16 protein-coding genes are annotated in these 22,508 nt (G+C 66.4%); 8 read left to right on the top strand and 8 right to left on the bottom strand.

What is annotated here, in order from left to right; all coding sequences use genetic code 11:
* Positions 1–242: 242 nt before the first annotated feature.
* On the top strand, positions 243–3,221 hold the full coding sequence (locus tag ACWCIA_RS07580) for an EAL domain-containing protein (protein ID WP_454161998.1): 2,979 nt from the start codon (positions 243–245) through the stop codon (positions 3,219–3,221).
* 39 nt (positions 3,222–3,260) lie between these two features.
* Here ACWCIA_RS07580 and ACWCIA_RS07575 read toward each other — a convergent pair whose 3' ends face one another.
* Positions 3,261–4,112, bottom strand: coding sequence for a LysR substrate-binding domain-containing protein (locus tag ACWCIA_RS07575; RefSeq protein ID WP_454161997.1), 852 nt, complete (start codon positions 4,110–4,112; stop codon positions 3,261–3,263).
* A gap of 103 nt (positions 4,113–4,215) precedes the next feature.
* Here ACWCIA_RS07575 and ACWCIA_RS07570 point away from each other — a divergent pair, with 103 nt between their 5' ends.
* The 5 genes from ACWCIA_RS07570 (at position 4,216) to ftsZ (ending at position 13,297) form a co-directional block, all read left to right on the top strand.
* On the top strand, positions 4,216–5,073 hold the full coding sequence (locus ACWCIA_RS07570) for an alpha/beta fold hydrolase (protein WP_454161995.1): 858 nt from the start codon (positions 4,216–4,218) through the stop codon (positions 5,071–5,073).
* A 217-nt stretch (positions 5,074–5,290) separates the two neighbouring features.
* Positions 5,291–6,892, top strand: a complete 1,602-nt coding sequence (locus ACWCIA_RS07565) for a carboxylesterase/lipase family protein (protein WP_454161994.1) — start codon at positions 5,291–5,293, stop codon at positions 6,890–6,892.
* Positions 6,893–7,069: 177 nt separating this feature from the next.
* Complete coding sequence (locus ACWCIA_RS07560; protein ID WP_454161993.1) at positions 7,070–8,392, top strand: pectate lyase family protein; 1,323 nt, start codon at positions 7,070–7,072, stop codon at positions 8,390–8,392.
* Positions 8,393–8,529: 137 nt separating this feature from the next.
* A complete protein-coding gene (locus tag ACWCIA_RS07555; protein ID WP_454161991.1) occupies positions 8,530–11,457 on the top strand; it encodes a TonB-dependent receptor in 2,928 nt (975 codons plus the stop codon).
* A gap of 712 nt (positions 11,458–12,169) precedes the next feature.
* The gene (ftsZ, locus tag ACWCIA_RS07550) at positions 12,170–13,297 is read left to right on the top strand and encodes a cell division protein FtsZ (RefSeq protein WP_454161990.1); all 1,128 of its coding nucleotides are present in this window, start codon (positions 12,170–12,172) and stop codon (positions 13,295–13,297) included.
* Positions 13,298–13,339: 42 nt separating this feature from the next.
* Here ftsZ and ACWCIA_RS07545 read toward each other — a convergent pair whose 3' ends face one another.
* Genes ACWCIA_RS07545 through ACWCIA_RS07530 form a run of 4 tightly spaced genes read right to left on the bottom strand, consistent with a single transcriptional unit; the run spans position 13,340 to position 16,447 of the window.
* The gene (locus ACWCIA_RS07545) at positions 13,340–14,365 is read right to left on the bottom strand and encodes a hypothetical protein (protein WP_454161988.1); all 1,026 of its coding nucleotides are present in this window, start codon (positions 14,363–14,365) and stop codon (positions 13,340–13,342) included.
* A 6-nt stretch (positions 14,366–14,371) separates the two neighbouring features.
* A complete protein-coding gene (locus ACWCIA_RS07540; RefSeq protein WP_454161986.1) occupies positions 14,372–14,881 on the bottom strand; it encodes a PGDYG domain-containing protein in 510 nt (169 codons plus the stop codon).
* On the bottom strand, positions 14,874–15,566 hold the full coding sequence (locus tag ACWCIA_RS07535) for a toll/interleukin-1 receptor domain-containing protein (protein ID WP_454161984.1): 693 nt from the start codon (positions 15,564–15,566) through the stop codon (positions 14,874–14,876). Before ACWCIA_RS07535 ends, ACWCIA_RS07540 begins: the two co-directional genes overlap by 8 nt.
* An 11-nt stretch (positions 15,567–15,577) precedes the next feature.
* Positions 15,578–16,447 carry a c-type heme family protein gene (locus ACWCIA_RS07530; RefSeq protein WP_454161982.1) on the bottom strand — a complete coding sequence of 290 codons (870 nt, stop codon included), beginning with the start codon at positions 16,445–16,447 and terminating at the stop codon, positions 15,578–15,580.
* A 357-nt stretch (positions 16,448–16,804) separates the two neighbouring features.
* Between ACWCIA_RS07530 and ACWCIA_RS07525 the strand changes: the two genes are divergently transcribed.
* Positions 16,805–17,116: a hypothetical protein gene (locus ACWCIA_RS07525; RefSeq protein WP_454161981.1), complete on the top strand. Its 312-nt coding sequence runs from the start codon at positions 16,805–16,807 to the stop codon at positions 17,114–17,116.
* 122 nt (positions 17,117–17,238) lie between these two features.
* Here ACWCIA_RS07525 and guaA read toward each other — a convergent pair whose 3' ends face one another.
* Together guaA and guaB are read right to left on the bottom strand one after the other, a co-directional pair.
* Positions 17,239–18,849 (bottom strand): glutamine-hydrolyzing GMP synthase, encoded by a 1,611-nt coding sequence (guaA, locus tag ACWCIA_RS07520; RefSeq protein WP_454161979.1) that lies wholly within the window; start codon positions 18,847–18,849, stop codon positions 17,239–17,241.
* Between the two features lie 166 nt (positions 18,850–19,015).
* Positions 19,016–20,476, bottom strand: coding sequence for an IMP dehydrogenase (gene guaB, locus ACWCIA_RS07515; RefSeq protein WP_454161977.1), 1,461 nt, complete (start codon positions 20,474–20,476; stop codon positions 19,016–19,018).
* Between the two features lie 120 nt (positions 20,477–20,596).
* On the opposite strand from guaB, the gene ACWCIA_RS07510 reads away from it, so the two are divergent.
* Positions 20,597–21,139 carry a DUF4124 domain-containing protein gene (locus ACWCIA_RS07510; protein WP_454161975.1) on the top strand — a complete coding sequence of 181 codons (543 nt, stop codon included), beginning with the start codon at positions 20,597–20,599 and terminating at the stop codon, positions 21,137–21,139.
* Between the two features lie 145 nt (positions 21,140–21,284).
* Here the strand turns inward: ACWCIA_RS07510 and ACWCIA_RS07505 are convergent, their stop codons facing one another.
* Positions 21,285–22,463, bottom strand: coding sequence for a GGDEF domain-containing protein (locus tag ACWCIA_RS07505; RefSeq protein WP_454161973.1), 1,179 nt, complete (start codon positions 22,461–22,463; stop codon positions 21,285–21,287).
* Positions 22,464–22,508 lie beyond the last annotated feature (45 nt).

The following is a 22,508-nucleotide window of genomic DNA, read 5'->3' as shown; positions in this document are numbered from 1 at the left end:
CAAATGCAAAACATAAAGCCCTGCAATAACAGGGCTTTACAGGATCGGTAAGGAGTCGGGCATTGTCTCACATCGTCCCTGCCCTGTCGCCATCGGCCCGCACACGGCGCAGCCTGGCTGTCGCCCTGTCGAAGCCAAAACGTGCGCTGCGGTACATACGCCGCGACCCCGGCTGCATAAGATAAGATGACGCGTCAACCCTGCGGCGCCTGCCGGTAACGACCCAGCGAAAGGCTTGCTTCTTGATACAGCGGATACTCTTCCTGCTTGCCCTGTCGGTTTCCCTGCTGGCCCACGGGGCGGCGCCGGAACGCGTGGTCAGGGTCGGGATCTACGACAACGCACCGAAGGTGTATGCGGACGCCGGGGGACGGGCGGACGGCATCATGGTCGAGCTGCTGCGCGAAGTGGCCCGCCTCGAAGGCTGGGAACTGCAATTCGTCCGCTGCCAGTGGTCGCACTGCCTCGCCGCCCTCGGCGACGGCGCCATCGACGTGCTGCCCGACGTCGCCTGGACCGAGGAGCGCACCCGGGTATTCGACTTCCCCCGGGTGCCGGCCCTGTTCAGCTGGTCGCAGCTGTACCGGCGCAGCGGCACCGCGATCGGTTCGGTCTCCGACCTCGGCGGCAAGCGCATCGCCGTCCTGTCCGGCTCCATCCAGGAACGCTATTTCTCTGAATTCGCCGGCGGCTTCGGGGCCGCCCCCACCCTGGTGCCGGTCATGTCGGTCCCCGAAGGCTTCGAGCTGGTCCGGCGCGGCTGGGCCGAGGCGGTGGTCGCCAGCAAGTTCGTGGGCGACGTCCAGGCGCCGCGCTATGGCCTGCGCGAGACGCCCATCATGTTCCAGCCGGCCCGCCTCTTCTACGCCACCGGCAAGGGCAGGAACGCGGACCTGCGCGCGGCCCTCGACCGCAGGCTGGGCGCCTGGCAGGCCGACCCGCATTCGGTCTACTTCGAGATCCTCGACCGCTGGAGTTCGCGCAGCTTGCTGGCGCGCGTTCCGCCCCTGGCCTGGTGGGGCGCCGGCCTGGTGCTGGCCATGCTGGCCCTGGCGCTGGCCACGGCCGCCTGGCTCCGGCGCAAGGTCGCGCGCCAGGGCGGCGTGCTGAAGGAAACCGAACACCGGCTGGCGACCATCCTCGACGGCATCGACAGCCTGGTCTACATCAAGGACACCGGCTCGCGCTACCGCTACGCGAACCGGGCCCTGCACGCCTTCCTCGGCCGCGCCGGGCCGGACATCCTCGGGCGCAGCGACGCCGAGCTGTTCGCTTCGAAAGACGCAGACCGGATCGCGCGCGACGACCGGCGCGCGATGGCCGACCGTACGCGGGTGGTGACCGAGGAAACCGTGCCCGACGTCCATGGACGGGACGTGACCCTCCTCACCACCAAGATTCCCCTGTTCCGGGAAGACGGCGCCGTGTACGGCATGTGCGGCATCTCGATCGACATCAGCGAACGCCGCGCGGCCGAGGAGGCCAACCGGGTGGCGGCCACGGTCTTCCAGTCCTCCGAAGGCATGTTCATCGCCGGCCCGGACCACCGCATCCTGCGCGTCAACGCGGCCTTTTGCGGCATGAGCGGCTGGGCGCCCGAAGAACTGATCGGCCAGCCCCTGCCGCCCTACGCCCTGTCCCCCGGCGGCGAGGATGCCGGCGCCCCGATGTGGGCGGCGCTCGAGAGCGGCGGCAAGTGGCAGGGCGAAGTCTGGAGCCGCCGCAAGGGAGGCGAATGGTATCCGGCCCGCCTCACGCTGGCCGAAGTGCGCGACGATGCCGGCCGGCTCACCCATTTCGTCGGCACCCAGGGCGACATCAGCGCGCAGAAGCTGGCCCAGGACGAGATCGCGCAACTGGCCTACTTCGATCCCCTGACCGGGCTGCCGAACCGGCGCCTGCTGCGCGAGCGCCTCGAGCACTGCCTGCTCCAGCATGCACGCAGCGGCCAGCTGGCCGCCCTGCTGTTCCTCGACATCGACAATTTCAAGGACCTGAACGACGTGCACGGCCACGAGGCCGGGGACCAGCTGCTGCGCCAGGTGGGCGCCCGCGTCAGCGCCTGCACCCGCGCCGGCGATACGGTGGCGCGCGTGGGCGGCGACGAATTCGTGATCCTGCTCGAGGACGTCGGCCGCGACGAGCTGGAAGCCAGCCACCACGCCGCGGCGACCGGCTGGAAGATCATCGAGGCGATACGCGCGCCTTTCGACCTCGACGGCCACATCCACCACGCCACCTGCAGCCTGGGCGCCGCCCTGGGCGAGGATACGGCGCTCGACATGGACACCCTGATGAAGCGCGCCGACATGGCGCTGTACGGCGCCAAGCGCGACGGGCGCGATACCCTGCGTTTCTTCCAGTCGGACATGGAACTGCAGGTAACCCGCCGCCTCGCGCTGGAATCGGAACTGCGCGCCGCCCAGGATGGAACGGGCTGCCGCCTGCTGTTCCAGCCCCAGGTCGACGACAGCGGCAGGATCGCCGGCGCCGAGGCCCTGCTGCGCTGGAACAGCCCCTCGCGCGGGCCGGTGGGTCCGGACGAATTCATCCCGGTCGCGGAGGCATCGGGACTGATCCATTCCATGGGCCGCTGGGTCCTGCGGCGCGCCTGCGAGCAGCTGGCAAGCTGGCGCCGCATGCCGGGACTGGACCGGGTGACGATGGCGGTCAACGTCAGCACCCACCAGTTCCGCCAGCCTGGCTTCGCCGCCGAGGTGCTGGACATCGCAGCCGAGTACGGGATCGCCCCGTCCAGCCTGAAACTCGAGCTGACGGAGAGCGTCCTGATCGACGACGTCGACGACACCATCGGCAAGATGCTGTTGCTGAAAGCGGCCGGCATCGGCTTTTCGCTCGACGACTTCGGCACCGGCTACTCGTCGCTGGCCTATCTGAAGCGCCTGCCCCTGGACCAGCTCAAGATCGACCGCTCGTTCGTGCGCGACATCCTCTCCAATCCGAACGATGCGGCGATAGCGCGCAGCATCGTGGCCCTCGGCCAGTCCCTCGGGCTGGCCATCATTGCGGAGGGCGTCGAGACGCGGGAGCAGCGCAGCTTCCTCGCCGGAATCGGCTGTGCCTGCTGCCAGGGCTACCTCTTCGGCCGGCCGATGGAGGCCAGTGCCTTCGAGGCGCTGCTGCATGCGCAGTCCACCACGGCGATACCCGCCGACAACTGGGCGGACGCCGGCACGGAGCCGGGCGGCGGCGGGGCCTGAGCGCCCTCCCTTATTGCTTATCGGCCGCTTATCGACCGCTTATCGGCGCAGCTCCGCCATGATCTTCTCGGCCAGGAAGTCGCAGGGCGGCCGGCGCGACTTGGTGCTGCGCGCGAGGATCATCTCCAGCGGGTCGATGTCCGGCAGTCCGTGGGCCTGGTCGAGCAGCGTGAAATGGGCCGGCACCGCGCAGCGCGCCAGCGGCGCCACCGCCAGGCCCGCTTCGACCATGCTGAGCAGGCCCAGGATGCTGGGGCTCTCGTACGAAGTGCGGTAAGGGATCTTCGCCCGCTCCAGGCTGCGGATCGCGTTTTCGCGCGCGACGCTGCCGGGCAGGAACACCGCGATCGGCAGCGGCCGCTCCTTCCACAATTCTCCCGCGCTCGCCGTCGCGGCCCAGACCATGGGCTCGAAGCGGATGAACTCCCCCGACAGGCCCTGCACCCGCGTCGCAACGGCCAGATCGACCGAGCCGTCCTTGACCAGGGGCCCCAGCTGCACGCTCGGCAGCCCGACCACCTGGATCTCGACCTTCGGGTAGGTGGCGGAAAATTTTTTCAGAATCGAAGGCAGCAGGGACGAGGCATAGTCGTCGGGCACGCCGATGACTACGCGCCCCGTGACATCGGGCCGCACCACGGCCGCCCAGGCCTCGTCGCGCAAGGCCAGCATGCGCCGCGCGAAGACCAGCAGGACTTCGCCGTCCTGGGTCGGCGTCACGCTGCGCGGCCGGCGCACGAAGAGCGGCTTGCCGAGCGCCTGCTCGAGCGTCTTGATCTGCATGCTCACCGCCGACTGCGAGCGGTGCACCAGCTCGGCCGCGCGGCTGATGTTGCCGGTGTCGGCCACCGCCACGATCATCGAGAGTACATCCAGGTCGAGTGCTTTCATCGGTATCGATTCGTACGTATAAGAAAATCAGATAGATACGATCAATATTATGCGATTTTTTTAAGGCTCGCCATCGGGCATAGTGGCGTCAAGGAGATAACCCATGAACGCCCGAGCCCATACCCCCCTTTTCGCCGCCCCCGAACTGTGCTTCGCCACCCTGCCGTCCGGCCAGCGCATGCCCTACGTCGCGTCCGGCGCCGGAGAGCCCCTCGTGTTCGTGCACGGTTCGCTGTGCGACTACCGCTACTGGTCCGGGCAGACGGCCGCGCTCTCCAAAAGCTTCCGCTGCGTGTCGGTCAGCCTGAGCCATTACTGGCCGGACGACGGCGTCCAGCCTCAGGGCGTGTTCAGCTGGAAGACCCACGTCGACGAACTCGCCGCCTTCATCGCCGCCATGGATGCCGGGCCGGTGCACCTGGTCGGGCACTCGCGCGGCGGCTGCGTCGCCTTCCACCTGGCGCGCGACTACCCGGCGCTGGTGAAGACCCTGACGCTGGCCGATCCCGGCGGCCCGCTGGACGTCGACGGCAGCGCGGAGGCGGTGCTGCCCCCGGCGACGCTGGCCCTGCGCGCGCAGGTTGCGCAGCTGATCGACAAGGGCGAGCTCGAGGCCGGGCTGGAGCTGTTCGTGGATTCGGTCAGCATGCCGGGCATCTGGCGCCCCAGCAGCGCTTCATTCCGCACGATGGCGCTGGCCAACGCGGGTACGCTGCCCAAGCAGTTCCGCGATCCGCTGCCGGCCTATTCGCGTGCGGCGGCCAAGGGTGTCGCCTGCCCGACCCTCCTCATCGAAGGCGAAAAAAGCCCGCGGATGTACCGGGACAATGTGGAGAGGCTGGCGGGGTGGATAGCGCAGGTGGACAAGCGCAGCATCGCCGGGACGTCGCATGGGATGAATGTGACGCATCCGGCGAGCTTCAACCGGCTGGTGGGGGCTTTCGTAGCGGCGCAGCGCTAGCGCGTACGCGCAAGGCTTCGCCTGTCCGGCTGGCCGCGACGGTGGCTCGCGATGGTGCCTCGTATCCGATGGCGCCGCAGTCGCTCAGCATATTTGACCACATGGATGCTGCGGCCTGTGCGCCGGCGGGTTAGCATATGCCGCCGTGCCGGACAGTTCCGCGCAGGTGTGCGCACCTGTCCGACTTCGCCACCCAACACCCTGACGCCAGCCTTCCATGACCGAACCGAACCGTCGCGCCTTCCTCCAGCAATCCCTCCTTGTCGCCTCGAGCCTCGCTGGCGCCGACGCCTGGGCCGCATCAAGCGAGTCGCCGGTCGCGGCGACCCGCCACGGGCGCATCCGGGGCTATCGCGATCAAGGCATCAACGTCTTCAAGGGCGTGCGCTATGGCGCCGACACCGCGCCGCGGCGCTTCATGGCGCCCTTGGCGCCCCAGCCCTGGGCCGACGTGCGCGACGCGCTCGGGCACGGCCCTTCCAGCCCCCAGTCCAGCCGCGAGGACGCGGTCAGCGAAGACTGCCTGTTCCTGAACGTCTACACGCCCGGCCTGCGCGACCGCGCCAGGCGCCCGGTCATGTTCTACATCCACGGCGGCGCCTACAACAACGGCTCGGGATCGAGCCCGCTGTACGACGGCGTGCGCCTGTGCCGCCGCGGCGACGTGGTCGTGGTGACGGTGAACCATCGCCTCAACGCCTTCGGCTACCTGTATCTCGCACGCCTCAGTGGTCAACATTCGGGCGCAGCACCCGGCAACCCCTACGCCGATTCGGGCAATGCCGGCCAGCTCGACCTGATCCTGGCGCTGCGCTGGGTGCGCGACAACATCGCCGAATTCGGCGGCGATCCGGACAACGTGACCGTCTTCGGCCAGTCCGGCGGCGGCGCCAAGATCGCCACGCTGATGGCCATGCCCCTCGCCGCCGGCCTGTTCCACCGCGCCGCCACCATGAGCGGCCAGCAGGTGACCGCCAGCGGCCCGCTGAACGCCACGCTGCGCGCCCAGGCCGTGATGGACGCCCTCAAGCTGCCGGCGCAACGCGCCGGCGAGATCCGGACCATCGCATTCCAAAGGCTGGTCGAGGTCCTGGGCACGCGCGACCCCGTGCTGCCCTTCGGCGGCGTGTCGTTCGCGCCGGTGCTGGACGAGCGCAACCTGCTGCGCCATCCGTTCTACCCCGACGCACCGGGCCAGTCCGCCCACATCCCGATGATGATCGGGAACACCCACGACGAAACCCGTGCCTTCCTGGGCGGCGATCCCGCCAACTTCCACCTGACCTGGGACCAGCTGCCCGCCAAGCTGGCGCCCAACATGCGCGTCGACATCGCGCCCGAGCCCGTCATCGCGGCCTACCGCAAGCTGTACCCGAACCTGTCGGCAAGCGATTTGCTCTTCAAGATCACCACCGCTTCGCGCTCCTGGCGCGGCGCGATCATCGAAGCCGAAGAGCGTGCCAGGGCCGGCAGCCCCGCCTTCGTCTACCAGCTGGACTGGGCGACGCCGAAGGATGGCGGCAGGTTCGGCGCGCCGCATGCGTCGGACATCCAGCTGGTCTTCGACAACATCGCCCAACCCGGGGCCACGGCGATCGGCCCGCAGGCGCAGCCGATGGCCGACATGATGAGCGAGGCCTTCATTGCCTTTGCCCGGACCGGCACGCCCGCGGCGCGGCAGCTTCCCCGCTGGGAGCCCTACGACCTGGCGCGCCGCCAGACCATGGTCTTCGATATCCCGGCGCGCATGGAGGACGACCCGCGCGGCGCCGAACGGCGGCTGTTCGCCAAGGTGCCTTACGTCCAGCCCGGAACCTGAGGGGCGCTTCCCCTGGCTTCTCAGCCCGGTCGTCGTACGCACGCTGCGGCGCACCCGGATGGGTGAGTGTTGCTTCCCGCCCCTGCTCGCACATGGTCCAGCCAATAACAGAATATTGGTCGAGCCAGTTTCGCACTGTTGTGCCATAATTTCTGCACAACAAAACAGGAGACGACGATGCAATACTCACTACGCGTGGCAGTGCTCGCGATGGCGTGCTGGTGCCTGCACGCCCCGGCGGCCGAGCCTTTACAGGAAGCGCGCGGGCTGTCGCGCGCGGGGATCGACGTCAAGGGCTGGGCCGACACGACGGGCGGTGCGGGCGGCAGGATCGTCCGGGTGACGAACCTGAACGCATCCGGCGAAGGCTCGTTCGCCGCGGCGGTGCTTGAGACCGGTCCGCGCATCGTCGTGTTCGAGGTGGGCGGCGTGATCGACCTGCAGGGTGCGAGCATCCGCATCCGCGAACCGCACCTGACGATCGCGGGCCAGACCGCGCCCAATCCCGGCATCACCTTCATCCGCGGCGAATTCTCGGTCGCCACGCACGACGTGATCGTCCAGCACATTGCGGTGCGGCCGGGCGAATTCGGACGCGCGAAAAAGAGCGGCTGGGATGCCGACGGCCTGTCGATGAGCGCCGCCGACAACGTCATCGTCGACCATTGCAGCTTCAGCTGGGCCACCGACGAAAACCTGTCGGCGTCCGGCCCGCGCTTCAATGGGGCGACGGCCGAGGAATGGCGCCAGGCGACGTCGCGCCGCATCACCTTCAGCCACAACATCGTCGCCGAAGGGCTGCGCCATTCGACGCACAAGAAGGGCGAGCATTCGAAAGGCTCGCTCATCCACGACAACGCGAACCGGGTGCTCATTTTCGGCAACGTCTACAACGCCAACCACGAGCGCAATCCCCTCATCAAGGGCGGCGCCCACGTCGCCGTCGTGAACAACCTGATCCACGATTTCGGCGCCCGGGCCATCCATTACAACCTGATCGCCCACGAATGGGGTACACATGCGCCGCAGCCCGGGATCGTGACCCTGGTCGGCAACGTGGCGCGCGGCGGCGCCGACACCCTGCCGGGCGTACCGCTCTTCAGCCTGGGCGGCGCCGGCGACGTGAACCTGTACCTGGGCGATAACGTGGCCGTGGACGCCCACGGCAAGCCATTGCCGCAGACCGGCAGCTATACGGCCTCCGGCGCGCGCATCGTCCAGGCCAAGGCGCCCTACCTGCCTCCGAATTTCAAGCCGCTGCCAAGCGCACGGCTGGAAAACGCGATCTACCTGAGCGCCGGCATGCGGCCCTGGGCGCGCGACCCGGTCGACTTCAAGATCCTCTCCGACGTCGCCGAAGGGCGCGGCCTGATCGTCGATTCGGAAGCGCAATCGAGCGGCTACCCCGCCTATGCGCCGACGCAGCGCGCCTTCGATCCGTCCGCATGGAACCTGGCCGACATGTCGCCCAAGGCCGGTTGGGATTCGCTGTTCCGCTGACCCGCAAGCTCGACCAGTCAGACCACAATCCGCAAGTGGCCTGAAAAAACAACATGTGGCTAGACCAAATCTAAATGTTGGGTTACCTTAGTTGCATTACTACAAAATCAATATCAACCCGCGACAGGAGACTCCGCATGCATCGTCATAAGCTTCCGCTCAAGCACACCATCATCGCCTCGGCCTTGCTGGCCATCGGCGCCCCCGGACATGCGCAGGACACGGCGAGCGGCGACGCCGCCGGCGCGCCCCAGACCGTGCACGTCACTGGCCTGCGCGCCTCGCTGGAAAGTGCCCTGAGCGCGAAGCGGACGGAAAACAGCATCGTCGACGTGGTCAAGGCCGAGGACATCGGCAAGTTCCCCGACACCAACCTGGCCGAATCGCTGCAGCGCGTGCCGGGCGTGGCGATCGACCGCGACGCCGGCGAAGGCCGCAGCATCACCGTGCGCGGCCTCGGGTCGGACTTCACGCGCGTGCGCATCAACGGCATCGAAGGCCTGGCGACGACCGGCGGCACCGACAGCTCGGGCGGCAACAACCGCGGCCGCGGCTTCGACTTCAACGTGTTCGCCTCCGAACTCTTCAGCTCGCTCACGGTGCGCAAGAGTTCGTCGGCCGAGATCGAGGAAGGCTCGCTCGGGGCCACTGTCGACCTGCAGACCATGCGCCCCTTCGACACCCCGAAGCGCGGCTTCAACGCCACGGTCATGGCCAAAGCGCGCTACAACGACATCTCGAAGAACACCGACCCGCGCGCCGCCTTCATGTTGTCGAACACCTTCAACAACAACACGATGGGCTTCCTGATCTCGGGCGCCTTCTCCAAGCGTAACGTGTACGAGGAAGGCTTCTCGACCGTGCGCTGGGATAACGGCCCCTCCTCCGGCGGCTGGTGCGCTCCGCTCGGCGGCAGCGTCACCGGCGCCAACTGCTCGGCCCCGGTCGCCGGCTTCCCTACCGCCACCCGCCTGCCGGCCAGCGCCGCAGCGACGGAAGCCTACAACACCGCCCTCAACGCCGCTAACTTCCATCCGCGGCTGCCGCGCTACGGCCGCCTGACCCACGACCAGGACCGCGTAGGCCTGACCGCCTCGTTCGAATGGAAACCGATGCGCGGCACGCGCATTTCGCTCGACATGCTGTACGCCGACCTGTCGGCCACGCGCGAAGAGAGCTACCTGGAAGCGATCTCGTTCAGCCGCTCCGCCTCGCAGGGCGGCAAGCCGCAGACCTCGGTGGTACAGGCGCAGTACGACGCCCAGGGCCGCCTGCTGTACGGCGTCTTCAACGGCGTCGACATCCGTTCCGAGACCCGTTTCGACGACCTGTCCACCAGGTTCACCCAGCCGACCCTGACGGTGGCCCATCGCATCAGCGACGACCTGGAGATGAACGCCCGCCTCGGCCGCGCGAAGTCCGACTTCAAGAACCCCTTCCAGACCACGGTGACGCTGGACGCGCCGAACGTCAACGGCTACACGATCGACTTCCGCAACAGCGACCGCCTGCCCGTGATCACCTATCCGTTCGACCCGGTCACCGGCGGCGGCGTGCTCGGCGTGTACGGCGTGCCGGCCGGCGCCGCCAGCGTCACCACCGTGACGCCGAGCGAGATCCGGATCCGTCCCCAGGGATCGAGCAACCAGAATGACGTGGCCCACCTCGACCTGGCCTGGCGCGCCACCGACACCTGGACCATCAAGGGCGGCGCCGACCTGAAAACCTACAAGTTCAAGACCTACGAGTCGCGCCGCGCGACCACCTCGGGCGAGGCCATCTACAGCCTGCCGGCCGGCACCAGCTTGTCCAGTGTGACGCGCGTGCTGTCCGGCTTCGGCAATGGCCTCGACCTGCCGGCCGGCAGCGCCACCAGCTGGCTGATCCCGGACGTGGGCGCCATGACCCGCCTGTACGACGCCTACTGCAACTGCCTCAAGAGCGGCCCGGCGGGCGGCCCCGGCGACTTCACGCTGACGTCCATCACCAACGGCAACGCGCGCGGCAGCAACCGCGACATCGAGGAAAAGGACAAGGGCGTGTTCCTGCAGGCCGACTTCGACAGCGAGCTGGCCGGCATTCCGCTGCGCGGCAACATCGGCGGGCGCTACGTCAAGACCGAGCTGACTGCGCAAGGCTACCTGGCGACCGGCGGCGGCAGCGCCGTCACGGCCACCAACGAGTACGACGACTTCCTGCCGTCCTTCAACGTGACCGCCAACGTCACGCCCGACTTCCTGGTGCGCCTGGCCGCCGCCAAGGTGATGTCGCGTCCGCCGCTGGGCAACCTGAACCCGGGCGGCTCCGTAGCGACCTCCGGCTCGCTCTCGATCAACTCCGGCAACCCGACCCTGGCCCCGTTCCGCGCCAAGACGATGGACGCCTCGTTCGAGTACTACTTCAAGAACAAGGCCTTCCTCGGCCTGGGCCTGTTCCAGAAAAATATCGACAGCTACATCCAGGGCATCCGCCAGTCGCTGCCGTTCAACCAGACCGGCCTGCCCCTGTCGCTGCTGCCGTCGAGCTTCAACGGTTCGGAAGTGTTCGACGTCACCTCGTTCGCCAACACGCCCGGCGGCAAGCTGCGCGGCTACGAGCTCAATTACCAGCAGCCCTTCACCTTCCTCCCAGGCTGGGGCTGCAACTTCGGCCTGATCGCCAACTACACCAAGGTGAAGTCGAAGATCAACTACCTGATCTCGGGCACCTCGGCCAACAGCGCCACCGTGACTGACGACCTGGTGAACCTGTCGCCGGAATCGTGGAACACCACCTTCTATTACGACGACGGCAAGTTCAGCGCCCGCCTGACCGGCGCCTCGCGCTCCGGCTACCTGCAGGTCGTCCCGGCGCAGAACAACAACGACGTGCAGGGCAAGAACGAAACCTTCAACGTCGACCTGTCGCTGTCCTACAAGTGGAACGACAACCTCGAGTTCACCTTCGAGGGCGTGAACCTGACCAACGAGGAGAACGACCAGTTCGTGAGCCGGGCGCGCAACAGCGTGCTGGTCAATCACGTGACCGGGCGTGAGTTCCTGGTGGGGGCGCGCTACAAGTTCTGATCCGGGACCGGCGCGCGATCACGCCAAGGGCGGCGCTGCCATGCAGCGCCGCCTGTTTTTTAAGGCAAGCCTAACGCTTGCCTGCTTCGCAAGCGGTGTCCGGCGCCACCGGGCGGGCGGAATCGGATATAGGCGTCAAGCGGTACAGGCGCCAGATGTCGTTCATCTCGGCGGTCGACTCGACCGGTACGACAATACGCCCGAGCACACGGCGGACAGCCGCGAGCATGTTGCTGAACAGGCTGGCAAATGGAACTGTGCCTGATCGGGCTGCTGCTCGGGTGTGGGGCATGTGCTTGCTCGGTAAGGATGATCAATACGAGCAGTATGATGATTCACGGCAATAAATCTAATTGCGTTTCAGAATAGTCGATATTCAGTAAGCGCATGTCGCGGCGATCGCCTGCTGTCTTCGAATGGCGGATGCCTGCAGTCGCTCCAGCCTGCGTGGCCTTGCTGGTTTCGGTCGGTGCGGCGCAAACGCAACAGGCAGACCTGATCCTATCCGGGTGTGCCTCGCCAGCAGCCCTTCTGCCGCGCTGCCATCCTTCCACGACGATTGCACGGCCTCTTACAAATCGTTTCGATTGAAACGTTTACGCGCTATCGTGCGGCTGCTCCGGCAAGTTAGTCTATCGGGCTTGGCATGCGCCAGCATGCATCGCGGCAAGTTCACTGCCCGCTGACCGCACATTTTCACACGGAGTTTTCCTTGTCCGAATCAAACCTTCCCCATCCGCAGACAGTCATCAAGATCATCGGTGTAGGCGGCGCCGGCGGCAATGCCGTCAACTACATGGCATCCTCCGAACTGTCCACCTTCGAATTCATGTGCGCGAATACGGACGCGCAAGCGCTGTCGAATACCCGTACCGAAAAACGCATCCAGCTCGGCGAGAGCGGCCTGGGCGCCGGCAGCGACCCGGCGGTCGGACGCGACGCCGCCACGCGCGAGCGCAGCCTCATCGCTGATGCCCTGAAGGGCGCCGACATGGTGTTCATCACCTCCGGCATGGGCGGCGGCACCGGTACCGGCGCCGCCCCGGTGGTCGCCGAAGTCGCGCGCGAGCTTGGCATCCTGACCCTGGCCGTGGTGTCGAAACCCTTCGAATTCGAAGGCCCGCGCCGCATGCGCGTGGCCGAAGAAGGCATCGCCACGCTGGCACGCTGCGTCGACTCGCTCATCATCGTCCTCAACAGCCGCCTCGAGGAGGTCCTGGGCGAGGACGTCACGCAAAAGCAGGCATTCGCCGCCGCCGACGAAGTGCTGAGCAAGGCCGTGACCGGCATCGCGGACATCATCGCCGTGCCAGGCATGATCAACGTCGATTTCGAGGACGTCCGCACGGTTATGCGCCAGACCGGCATGGCGATGATGGGCTCGGCCCAGCATGCCGGCGAGGACCGTGCAGTCAAGGCCGCCCAGGAAGCCATCGCCTGCCCGCTGCTCGACGGCGCGAACCTGCGCGCCGCGCGCGGGGTGCTGGTCAACATCGCGGCGTCCGAAGAAACGCTGAAACTGCGCGAGACCAAGCTGGTGATGAACACGATCTGCTCGCAGACCAACGACGAGGCGGTCATCAAGTTCGGGGCGGTGTTCGATGAGACGCTGGGCGAGGCCATGCGGGTGACGGTGGTGGCCACCGGGCTGAACCGGCCCAGCGACTTTGCGAATGGTGCGAAACGGCCGGCGATGTCGCGGCCGGGTGCGCAGCCGCCCTCCAGCTTGCGGCAGACGGCGTTGCACACGCAGGTCCGGCCGGGGGCGGGCCAGCATGAGATGCGGTCCGGGTTGGGGTCGCGCCAGTCGGCATCGACGCTTGGCGAGGATTCGCAGTAAGGAAGGAAGGCTCGACTAAGAGCCGCTGCGGCCAAACGGGCTTCATCCCAATGGCAGGTGATGCGGCCGCACCAGCATATGCCAGTCGCGGTGCTCTCCGAGAATCAGGCTCAGGCCGGCCTCGATGGCCGCGCGCACCCTGGCGTCGTCGCCTTCGGCATGGGCGGCCAGGATGGCCGCCTTGCTCTGCCCAAGCTCGGCGGAGAGCCGCCGCGCCGTGGCGGCCAGGCGGTAGGATTCGGTCTGCGCCAGCGCTCCGTGCAGCGATGCCCCGAGCGACGGGAAAAAGATGGTCACGAAGGACAGCCACATCGAATGCACGACGAGGTGCGCAAGCGCGCCCGCCAGGGTCAGGACGAACAGGCAGGCATTGATTTTATGGATGCGGTGCATCAGCGCCTCGCTGCGCAGCGCCAGGCGGTCGTGGTAAGTGCGCTGGGAATCGAACTGCGCCACGGCCCAGGCCACGTACTGGTCGACAAAAGCAGGACTCCGCCATGCGTCGCGCAGCGTGGCGGCGGCGGCGGGTTCGTGGCGGGCGCACAATGCGTTGATCGCGGCGCTGTCAGCGCCATGGAGCGAACTCGCCCCCAGCCGCGCATACCAGTTGGGCGCTGTGCCTGCAGCGCCGGATACGGCCAGCGGTGCGATCAGCGGCAGGTACCACGCCAGCTCGGCCTCGGTGCGGCTGGCCAGCCATTGTCCTTGCCAGTCCTGGCGATGACCGCGGCGATACAGCAATCCCAGCACGGTAATCAGAATCACTTCGAGCACCACCCAGAACGGCGCCCAGGCATGCATGGCGTGGCGCCCGTTGTCCCATCCGAGAGCCAGGGGCATCACGGCGCACAGCACTGCCATGGCGCTCAGGAGATACAGCCCCCAGAATGCGCTGCGATAGCGGTTGCCGGTCATGATCGCACGGGCGTTGCTGGCTGCGTGCGCGGGAGCGATCGCGCTCGCCAGCGCGGCGATTGCTGGTGGCGGGGTGACGACGGGCGACGCCGGCGGCGCAGGAAAACGCACCCCGAGGAGCAGCAGTGCCTGGATACGCTGATGAAATGCCATGAGTCCTCAGTCGAGCACGTGGTAAGTAGCGGCGAAGATATCGGCGCCAACGATGCCGAGGTGGCCGTCGCCATAGTCGATGAGCCAGTCGCCTGGCTGGCCGGACAGGCGCGACACCCCGTCGGCGAGCACGACTGCGAACGGATCGGCCATCCGGACGGCCAGCGATGGCTGCGGCACGCTGTCATAGACGCCCGGCGGGCCGGCGGGCCGGTAGCGCTGCTCGAAGGCTGCGCGCTCGACCGGCCATTGCTCGCCGCCCGGCGCGCTCACCACGGCGTCGCCGGCGCGGGCGTGAACCGGACCCTCGCGCGTCTGGACCGTTTCCGGCGCCGTGGCGAAGCGGACGATGACGCGCGCCGGCCGCTTCTGGACGCGCACCACGTCCGGTCGGCCGAGGAGCGCCGCCGACGAGCCGCGCGCCCCATCTGAACGGAATTCGCGCACCGGCCCCTCCTCCGGTCTCCCCGGCGCTTGCACGACGGATGCGCCGGCGCCGCTGCTGCGCTTACTCATGTCCGCCCTGGCAGCGCAGGATGAAGGACTTGCGCTCGGCTGCATCGTCGATCTCGTCGGCCAGCCGGGCAACCAGTTCCGCCGGCCCGGCCGCGGCGGGCGCCATGCGCCGCACCAGCACCTTCGCGATCGGACCGATCAGCCGGGCAAGGTGGCCCTCGATCCTGGCGAGGACGACGCTGTCGATGACCGGACCGGCTGCGGTCGGGGCCGGCGGCGGCCCGGGAGGCACAGGTGCGGAAGGCGGCAAGACGGCGTGGCCAGATTCCTGCCCCGTCGCCGGACGCCCGAGAAGCACCGACAGGCAGTCGCGCAACTGTCCCAGGTAAAAGCCGAACTCGCCGTCGATCGCGTCGAGCCAGTGCTGGGTGCTGATGAAATATTCGAGGCTTTTGGACAGTGGCACGTCCTCGATACGTAACGGCAGGATATGCAGGCCCTTGTTCACGGCGCGCTCGACTTCCCGGCGCACCTGCGGCGAGCCGTTCGAATTCGATGAAAACACCAGCACCAGCACGCGCGCCGTATCGAGGGCGTCGATGATGGCTTCCGCCCAGTCCTCGCTGGGCCGGATATCGCGCGGGGCCACCCAGCATCGAATGCCGTGCGCTTCCAGGCTATGGCAGATCGCGTCGGCAAATACCTTGTCGAGGTGCGAGTGGCTGAGGAAGACATCGTGCGCCATCCGGTCCCCGCTCAGCCCAGCATCGCCATGGCTTTTTCGAGGCTGCGGCGCATGCGGTTGAAGGCATTGCCGAGCACCGCGATGTCGTCGTTACCACGGATGTCGAACGGCTCCACGTCGGCCTTTCCCGCACTGAGCGCGTCCGCGATCCGGGTGATCTTGCGCATGGGGCGCAGGATGAAGCGGTACATGACCAGGTTGACGACCACCAGGAGTCCGGCGAAGGTCGCCACCATCCCGGTCATGATCAGATTGAACACACGGTCGGCCTGCGCCATCGGCACGGCCAGTGGCACCGACACGATCTGGCTGCCGACCGTCTCGCCGAGCTTCCAGCCAAAACCGTTGGCGTCGCCATACAGGGCGCGCATCGACGCCGGCGCGGCGGACGGCACGCTATGGCAGGCCAGGCACTGGGCGTCCTTGATCCGGATCGGCCGCGCGAGGAACAGCGACTGCCCCGACGGTGTCGAGCGCTCGCCCACCACTTCCTTCAGCTCGGGATGATCACGCAAGTTGCGTACGACGTCAGCCTCCCACTCGACCACGCGGTCGCGCGGATTGGTCGGGTTCAGCGTCGCCTCCTTGTAGCCGTACTCCCTGAACGCGGCCTGCATCTTTGAAAAACTCTGCGTCGCGGCATACGAGGGCACCGTCTGCGGCAGGAACTCCTCGTGCAGCCGCGCTTCCAGCAGCGGCTTGATCTCGGCGCTCGTGTAGCTGCGCGCTGCCAACGCCGCTTCCATCATCAGGCCGGCGTGACTCATCACTTCGCGCTTGGCATTGTCTTCCAAGACGTTCTTGCTGATCAGGCCTGTCACCGTCAGGCCGGCGCAAAACACCGCAGCCAGGGAAAGATTGACTTTCAGCAGAAGGTGCATGGCGTTCCCTGGTGGATACCGCGGTGAGTTATGCGCAAATCATAACATTCAGCTATTGCCAGTCTAGAAAATATTATCGTTTGGGCAATTATTGCAAATGCTTGCGTCGCGCTTATGCATCATGAGTTACCACCGTGCCGCTACGTTCTATGCCCTAGGGAAATATCTCACATCACCATAAAGAATTGGCGTCGGATGGTGCGCTGCACAATAATCGGAGCATCGCCTCTATTTTCATCGAGAAAATGGACTCAACTCGCAGGTTCGCTAGCGGGTTCTCTTCCCGCAGCTCAACAGACCTATCCCAACGTTTGCTGGATACACCAGCTCAGTACCCATTCTAGAATTGAAAGACTCATGATGAAAAAACCAATCGCACTTTTCTGTCTTGCGCTCTGCACCTTCGGCTCGACAGCCCAGGCCGCAAACCACGGCGACACCTTCTGCACCCAACTCTCTTCCGACATCGCTGCTCAGAGCGCCCTGTTCCTGAAAGTCGCTGGCACTGGGCCGGAGCTGACCGACAGCATGCCATCGGCCCCTGCAGCCGTGCTTCGTCGTGTCCACGACAAAGAGCTTGTACTGCATAGTATCGCCAACGAAATCTGGTCGTTGCGCACGCGTATGGCCCGTCATGATTGCACCCAGGCTAAGACGTTCGCTTACTGAGAATTCGCCCACGATCGAACCTTGCCGGACGGCGGGGTTAACGTGACCCAATAAAAAAGCCCCTAACTGAGGGGCTTTTTTTCGTCTTTTAAAACGGGATTGTTAGCGGCGGCAGTGAGGAATCACTCCCACTCAATCGTCGCTGGCGGCTTCCCCGAAATATCATAAACAACGCGATTAATCCCGCGAACTTCGTTAATGATGCGATTGGAGACCTTCCCCAACAGCGAATGCGGCAGGTGCGCCCACTGCGCCGTCATGAAGTCCAGCGTCTGCACCGCGCGCAGCGCGACCACGTATTCGTAGGTACGGCCGTCGCCCATCACGCCCACCGATTTCACCGGCAGGAAGACGGCAAAGGCCTGGCTGGTCGCTTCGTACCAGTTCACCGGCGCCTTGCCGGCGTCGATGCCGGCGACCGGTGGCAGTTCGAACGGGGTGTTGCGCAGTTCTTCGATGAAGATGGCGTCGGCTTCGCGCAGCAGGTCGGCGAATTCCTTTTTGACTTCGCCGAGGATGCGCACGCCCAGGCCCGGGCCCGGGAACGGGTGGCGGTAGACCATGTTGTGCGGCAGGCCGAGGGCGACGCCGAGCTTGCGCACTTCGTCCTTGAACAGTTCGCGCAGCGGTTCGAGCAATTGCAGGTTCAGCGTTTCCGGCAGGCCGCCCACGTTGTGGTGGCTCTTGATGGTCTGGCCTTTTTTACCTTTACCGGCGGACTCGATCACGTCCGGGTAGATCGTGCCCTGGGCCAGCCATTTCGCGTTGGTCAGCTTGCCGGCTTCGACCTGGAAGACTTCGACGAATTCGCGGCCGATGATCTTGCGCTTCTGCTCGGGGTCGCTCACGCCGGCCAGGTGGCCGAGGAACTGGTTTTCCGCGTCGATGCGGATGACTTTCACGCCGAGGTTTTTCGAGAACATGTCCATCACCATCTTGCCCTCGTCCTTGCGCAGCAGGCCGTGGTCGACGAAGACGCAGGTCAGCTGGTCGCCGATGGCGCGGTGGATCAGGGCTGCGGCGACGCTCGAATCGACGCCGCCGGACAGGCCGAGGATGACCTCTTCGGTGCCGACCTGGGCGCGGATCTTTTCGACGGCCTCGCCGATGTAGTCGGGCATGTTCCAGTCGGATTTGCAGCCGCAGATCTCGTGCACGAAGCGGCCGATGATGGCTTCGCCCTGGGTCGTGTGGGTCACTTCCGGGTGGAATTGCAGCGCATAGAAGCGGCGGTCCTCGTCGGCCATGGCGGCGACCGGGCAGCTGTCGGTCGAACCCATCAGCTTGAAGCCTTCCGGCATTTCCAGGACCTTGTCGCCGTGGCTCATCCAGACCTTCAGCATGCCGTGGCCTTCGCTTGTCACGAAGTCGTTGATGCCGTTCAGCAGCTTGGTGTGGCCGCGGGCGCGAACCTCGGCGTAGCCGAATTCGCGGACCTTGCCGTTTTCGACCTTGCCGCCGAGCTGGGCGGCCATGGTCTGCATGCCGTAGCAGATGCCGAGTACGGGCACGCCGAGTTCGAACACGGCTTGCGGGGCGCGCGGGGAGTCGCCTTCCAGGGTGGAATTGTGGCTGCCCGACAGGATGACGCCGGCGGCGCCGTAGTTGCGGACGAATTCTTCGTCGACGTCGTAGGGGAAGACTTCGGAGAAGACGCCGGCGTCGCGCACGCGGCGGGCGATCAGTTGGGTGACCTGGGAGCCGAAGTCGAGGATGAGGATTTTGGAGTGCATTGAGGCAGTCAAAAAATAAGAATCTTGTCGGGGGTGGCAACGGTCGCGCCGCGGGTATGCATACCGTGAAACGCGTGGACTCGGGAGTCCACCCTACATTCGTGGCCGATCAACGTCAGCCGCAAGGAGCATATGCAAAAAGCGGCCACGAATGGCCGCTTTTGGTTTATTCCGAACGGTAGTTCGGCGCTTCCTTGGTGATCTGGACGTCGTGGACGTGCGACTCGCGCATGCCGGCCGACGTGATCTCGACGAATTCCGCCTTTTCGCGCAGTTCGTCGATGGTGGCGCAGCCGCAGTAGCCCATCGACTGGCGCACGCCGCCGACCAGCTGGTAGATGATCGCGAGCACGCTGCCCTTGTAGGCGACGCGGCCTTCGATACCTTCCGGCACGAACTTGTCGGCCTTGGCGGTCACGTCCTGGAAGTAGCGGTCGGCCGAGCCTTCGGCCATCGCGCCCAGGCTGCCCATGCCGCGGTAGGACTTGTAGCTGCGGCCCTGGTAGAGGATGACTTCGCCCGGCGCTTCTTCGGTGCCGGCGAACATCGAACCCATCATGACGGTCGAGGCGCCTGCCGCCAGTGCTTTCGAGATGTCGCCCGAGAAGCGGATGCCGCCGTCGGCGATGCAGGGCACGCCGGTGCCGGCAAGGGCTTCGGCCACGTTCGAGATCGCGGTGATCTGCGGGACGCCGACGCCGGCGACGATGCGGGTGGTGCAGATCGAGCCAGGGCCGATGCCGACCTTGACCGCATCCGCGCCGTGTTCGACCAGCGCCTTGGCGGCCGCCGCGGTGGCGATGTTGCCGCCGATGACGTCCACCTGCGGATAGCGTTCCTTGATCCATTTCACGCGGTCGAGGATGCCCTGCGAGTGGCCGTGGGCGGTGTCGACCACCAGCACGTCGACGCCGGCAGCGACCAGCAGCTCGACGCGTTCCTTGTCCTTCTCGCCCACGCCGACCGCCGCGCCGACGAGCAGCTTGCCCTGCGCATCCTTCGATGCGAACGGGTGCTCGTGCGACTTCATGATGTCTTTCACGGTGATCAGGCCGCGCAGCTCGAAGGCCTCGTTGACGACCAGCACGCGCTCGAGGCGGTGCTTGTTCATCAGGCGCTTGGCTTCCTCGGTGTTCGCTTCCTCGTTGACGTACACGAGTTTCTCGCGCGGGGTCATCTTGGTGCGGGTCTCGGCGTCGAGGTCTTCCTCGAAACGCAGGTCGCGGTTGGTAATGATGCCGACCACCTGCTTGCCTTCGACGACGGGGAAGCCGCTGAAGCCGTGCTGGTGCTGGAGGGCGATGACGTCGCGGATCTTCATGCTCGGCGGCACGGTGATCGGGTCGCGCAGGACGCCTGCCTCGAAACGCTTGACGCGCGCTACTTCGCGGGCCTGGTCAGCAGGCTTCAGGTTCTTGTGGACGATGCCGATGCCGCCCTCCTGCGCCATCGCAATGGCCAGGCGCGCTTCGGTCACGGTGTCCATCGCGGCCGAAAGCAGCGGGATGTTGAGCGTGATGTTGCGGGTCAGCTTGGTGCGAAGGGAGGTATCGGCCGGGAGAATATTCGAGTAGGCCGGGACGAGCAGCACATCATCGAACGTGAGTGCTTTTTGAAGTAGACGCATAGCATTTCCTATAGGCGCAAAAGCGAATTATACAGAAAGCAGCGAAAGGCGTCGCCCGTTGCCAAAAAAAGACCGCGGATGAGCCGGGCGGCGGGCTTTCATTGACAGGGCTGTCGAATCATGAGGAAATCGAAGATCGTTCTGTACGGAAAGTTTTTCATGAAGCACATGCCTCTCCACCTAGCCCTCAGCCGCCTGGCCGGCCTCGCCCTCTTCTGCTGCGCCGGCCTCGCGCAGGCGCAGTTCGTCTGGATTGCGCCCAACGGCACACGCCAGTATTCGGACCAGCCGCCGCCGCCGGGCACGCCGCCCTCGAAGATCCTGAAGGCGCCGGGCCGCGCGCCGATCCAGGAGGGGCCGCCGGCCGAGGCTGCCGTGCCTGCCGTGGCCAAGCCCAAGGGAACGACGCTGGCCGAGCGCGAAGCGGATTACCGGAAGCGGGCCGAGCAGCGCGTGGAGGCCGAGCGCAAGGCGCAGGACGAGGCGCGGCAGGCGACGGCGCGTCGGGAGTATTGCAACGAGATGCGCAGTTCGAAGCGGATGTTTGAGGCCGGCGCGCGGGTAGCAGCGGTGGGCAGCGATGGGAAGCAGCGGTTCCTGGGCGATGGGGAGCGGGCGCAGCGCGCGGCGGCGATTGACAAGGCGTTGGTGGATTGCCGTTGAGCCTCTTTGGCTGAGCGCGGCGGTACAGGTTTGCAGGGATTCCAAAACGCGTGGAGTCGGGACTCCACCCTACGTCTGGCGCAATTTGTAGGGTGGAGTCCTGACTCCACGCGTTACAACGCCGGCAGAACGCGAACCGCCCCCTTCAAGCCCGCGCCTTGATGGGACCAACAGGACGCACCACCTCTGCCCCCACTACCCGGTTCCGCCCCGCAGCCTTAGCGTCGTACAGCGCCGCATCAGCCCGCGCCATCAGCCCATCCAACGTTTCGCCCTCCTCCAGCAGCGCCACGCCGACACTGACCGTGTAGCCCACCGGCTCCAGCGCCCGGTCGAGCGCCGCCCGCACACGTTCCGCCACGACAAGGGCGCTGGGCCCATCGGCATCCGGCAACAGCACGCCAAACTCTTCCCCACCCAGGCGCGCGCAGACATCGATCCCGCGCACCGCCTCGCGCGTCCGCCCCACAATCTCGCACAGTACCCGGTCGCCCACGCCATGGCCATGGCGGTCGTTGATACGCTTGAAATGGTCGACGTCGAACAGCAGCAGCGCCAGCGGCGAGCCGGTGCGCATCGAGCGCGCGTGTTCGCGTTCGGCAAAGGCGAAGAAGGCGCGGCGCGAGGCGGCGCCCGTCAGGTGATCGTGGTCGGCCGCATGGGCCGCGGCGGCGAGGATGCGGGCATTGGCCATCATCACCGCACCCAGGGTCAGCGCCGGCAGCGCCAGGGTGCCGATCGCCATGAAAACCAGGTTCAACATCGGCATGGCCTCGAACGTGCCCGGCCGCCAGGCCTCGATGGCATACACCAGGCCGCGCACGCCATGGCCGGCGCCGAGCGCGAGTGCGGCGATTTTCGTGAACAGGGTCGGGTAGCGCAGGCGGGCATCCATGGCCACGGGCACGCTGGCGCCGATCGCCAGGCAGAGCGTGCCGTGGAACATCGAGACGCTGACGGTACGCACCTCGACCGAATCGAGGCCGTAGTGAAAGGCGGCGACCCCGCCCAGCGTGAGCAGCCCGCCCAGCAGCAGGCGCCTGCCCTGCACCGGCAGGCCGAGATTGCGCCGGAAGCCGGCATACATGAGCGAAATGGTGACGAGGAACAGGCCGTTCGCCGCTTCGACCGTCAGCAGGTCGGGCAGCACGCCGCGCGCCGCGAACAGCAGCAGCGCCAGCACGGCAATCGCATTCGCCTGTCCCCACTCCCTGACGCCCTCGACCTGGCTCGTTTTCAGCGAGGTCAGCACCAGCAGCATCACGACCGACATGGCGGTGGTCACCAACAGGAGGATCAGGGCGGCGAGCACGTGGGTGGGCATGGCGGGATGGAGGCCGGTGGGAAGGCGGCGCCGGAGCGAACGCGG

The organism is Massilia sp. SYSU DXS3249 (assembly GCF_053668055.1).
This window is presented reverse-complemented; position numbering and strand designations above follow the sequence as displayed.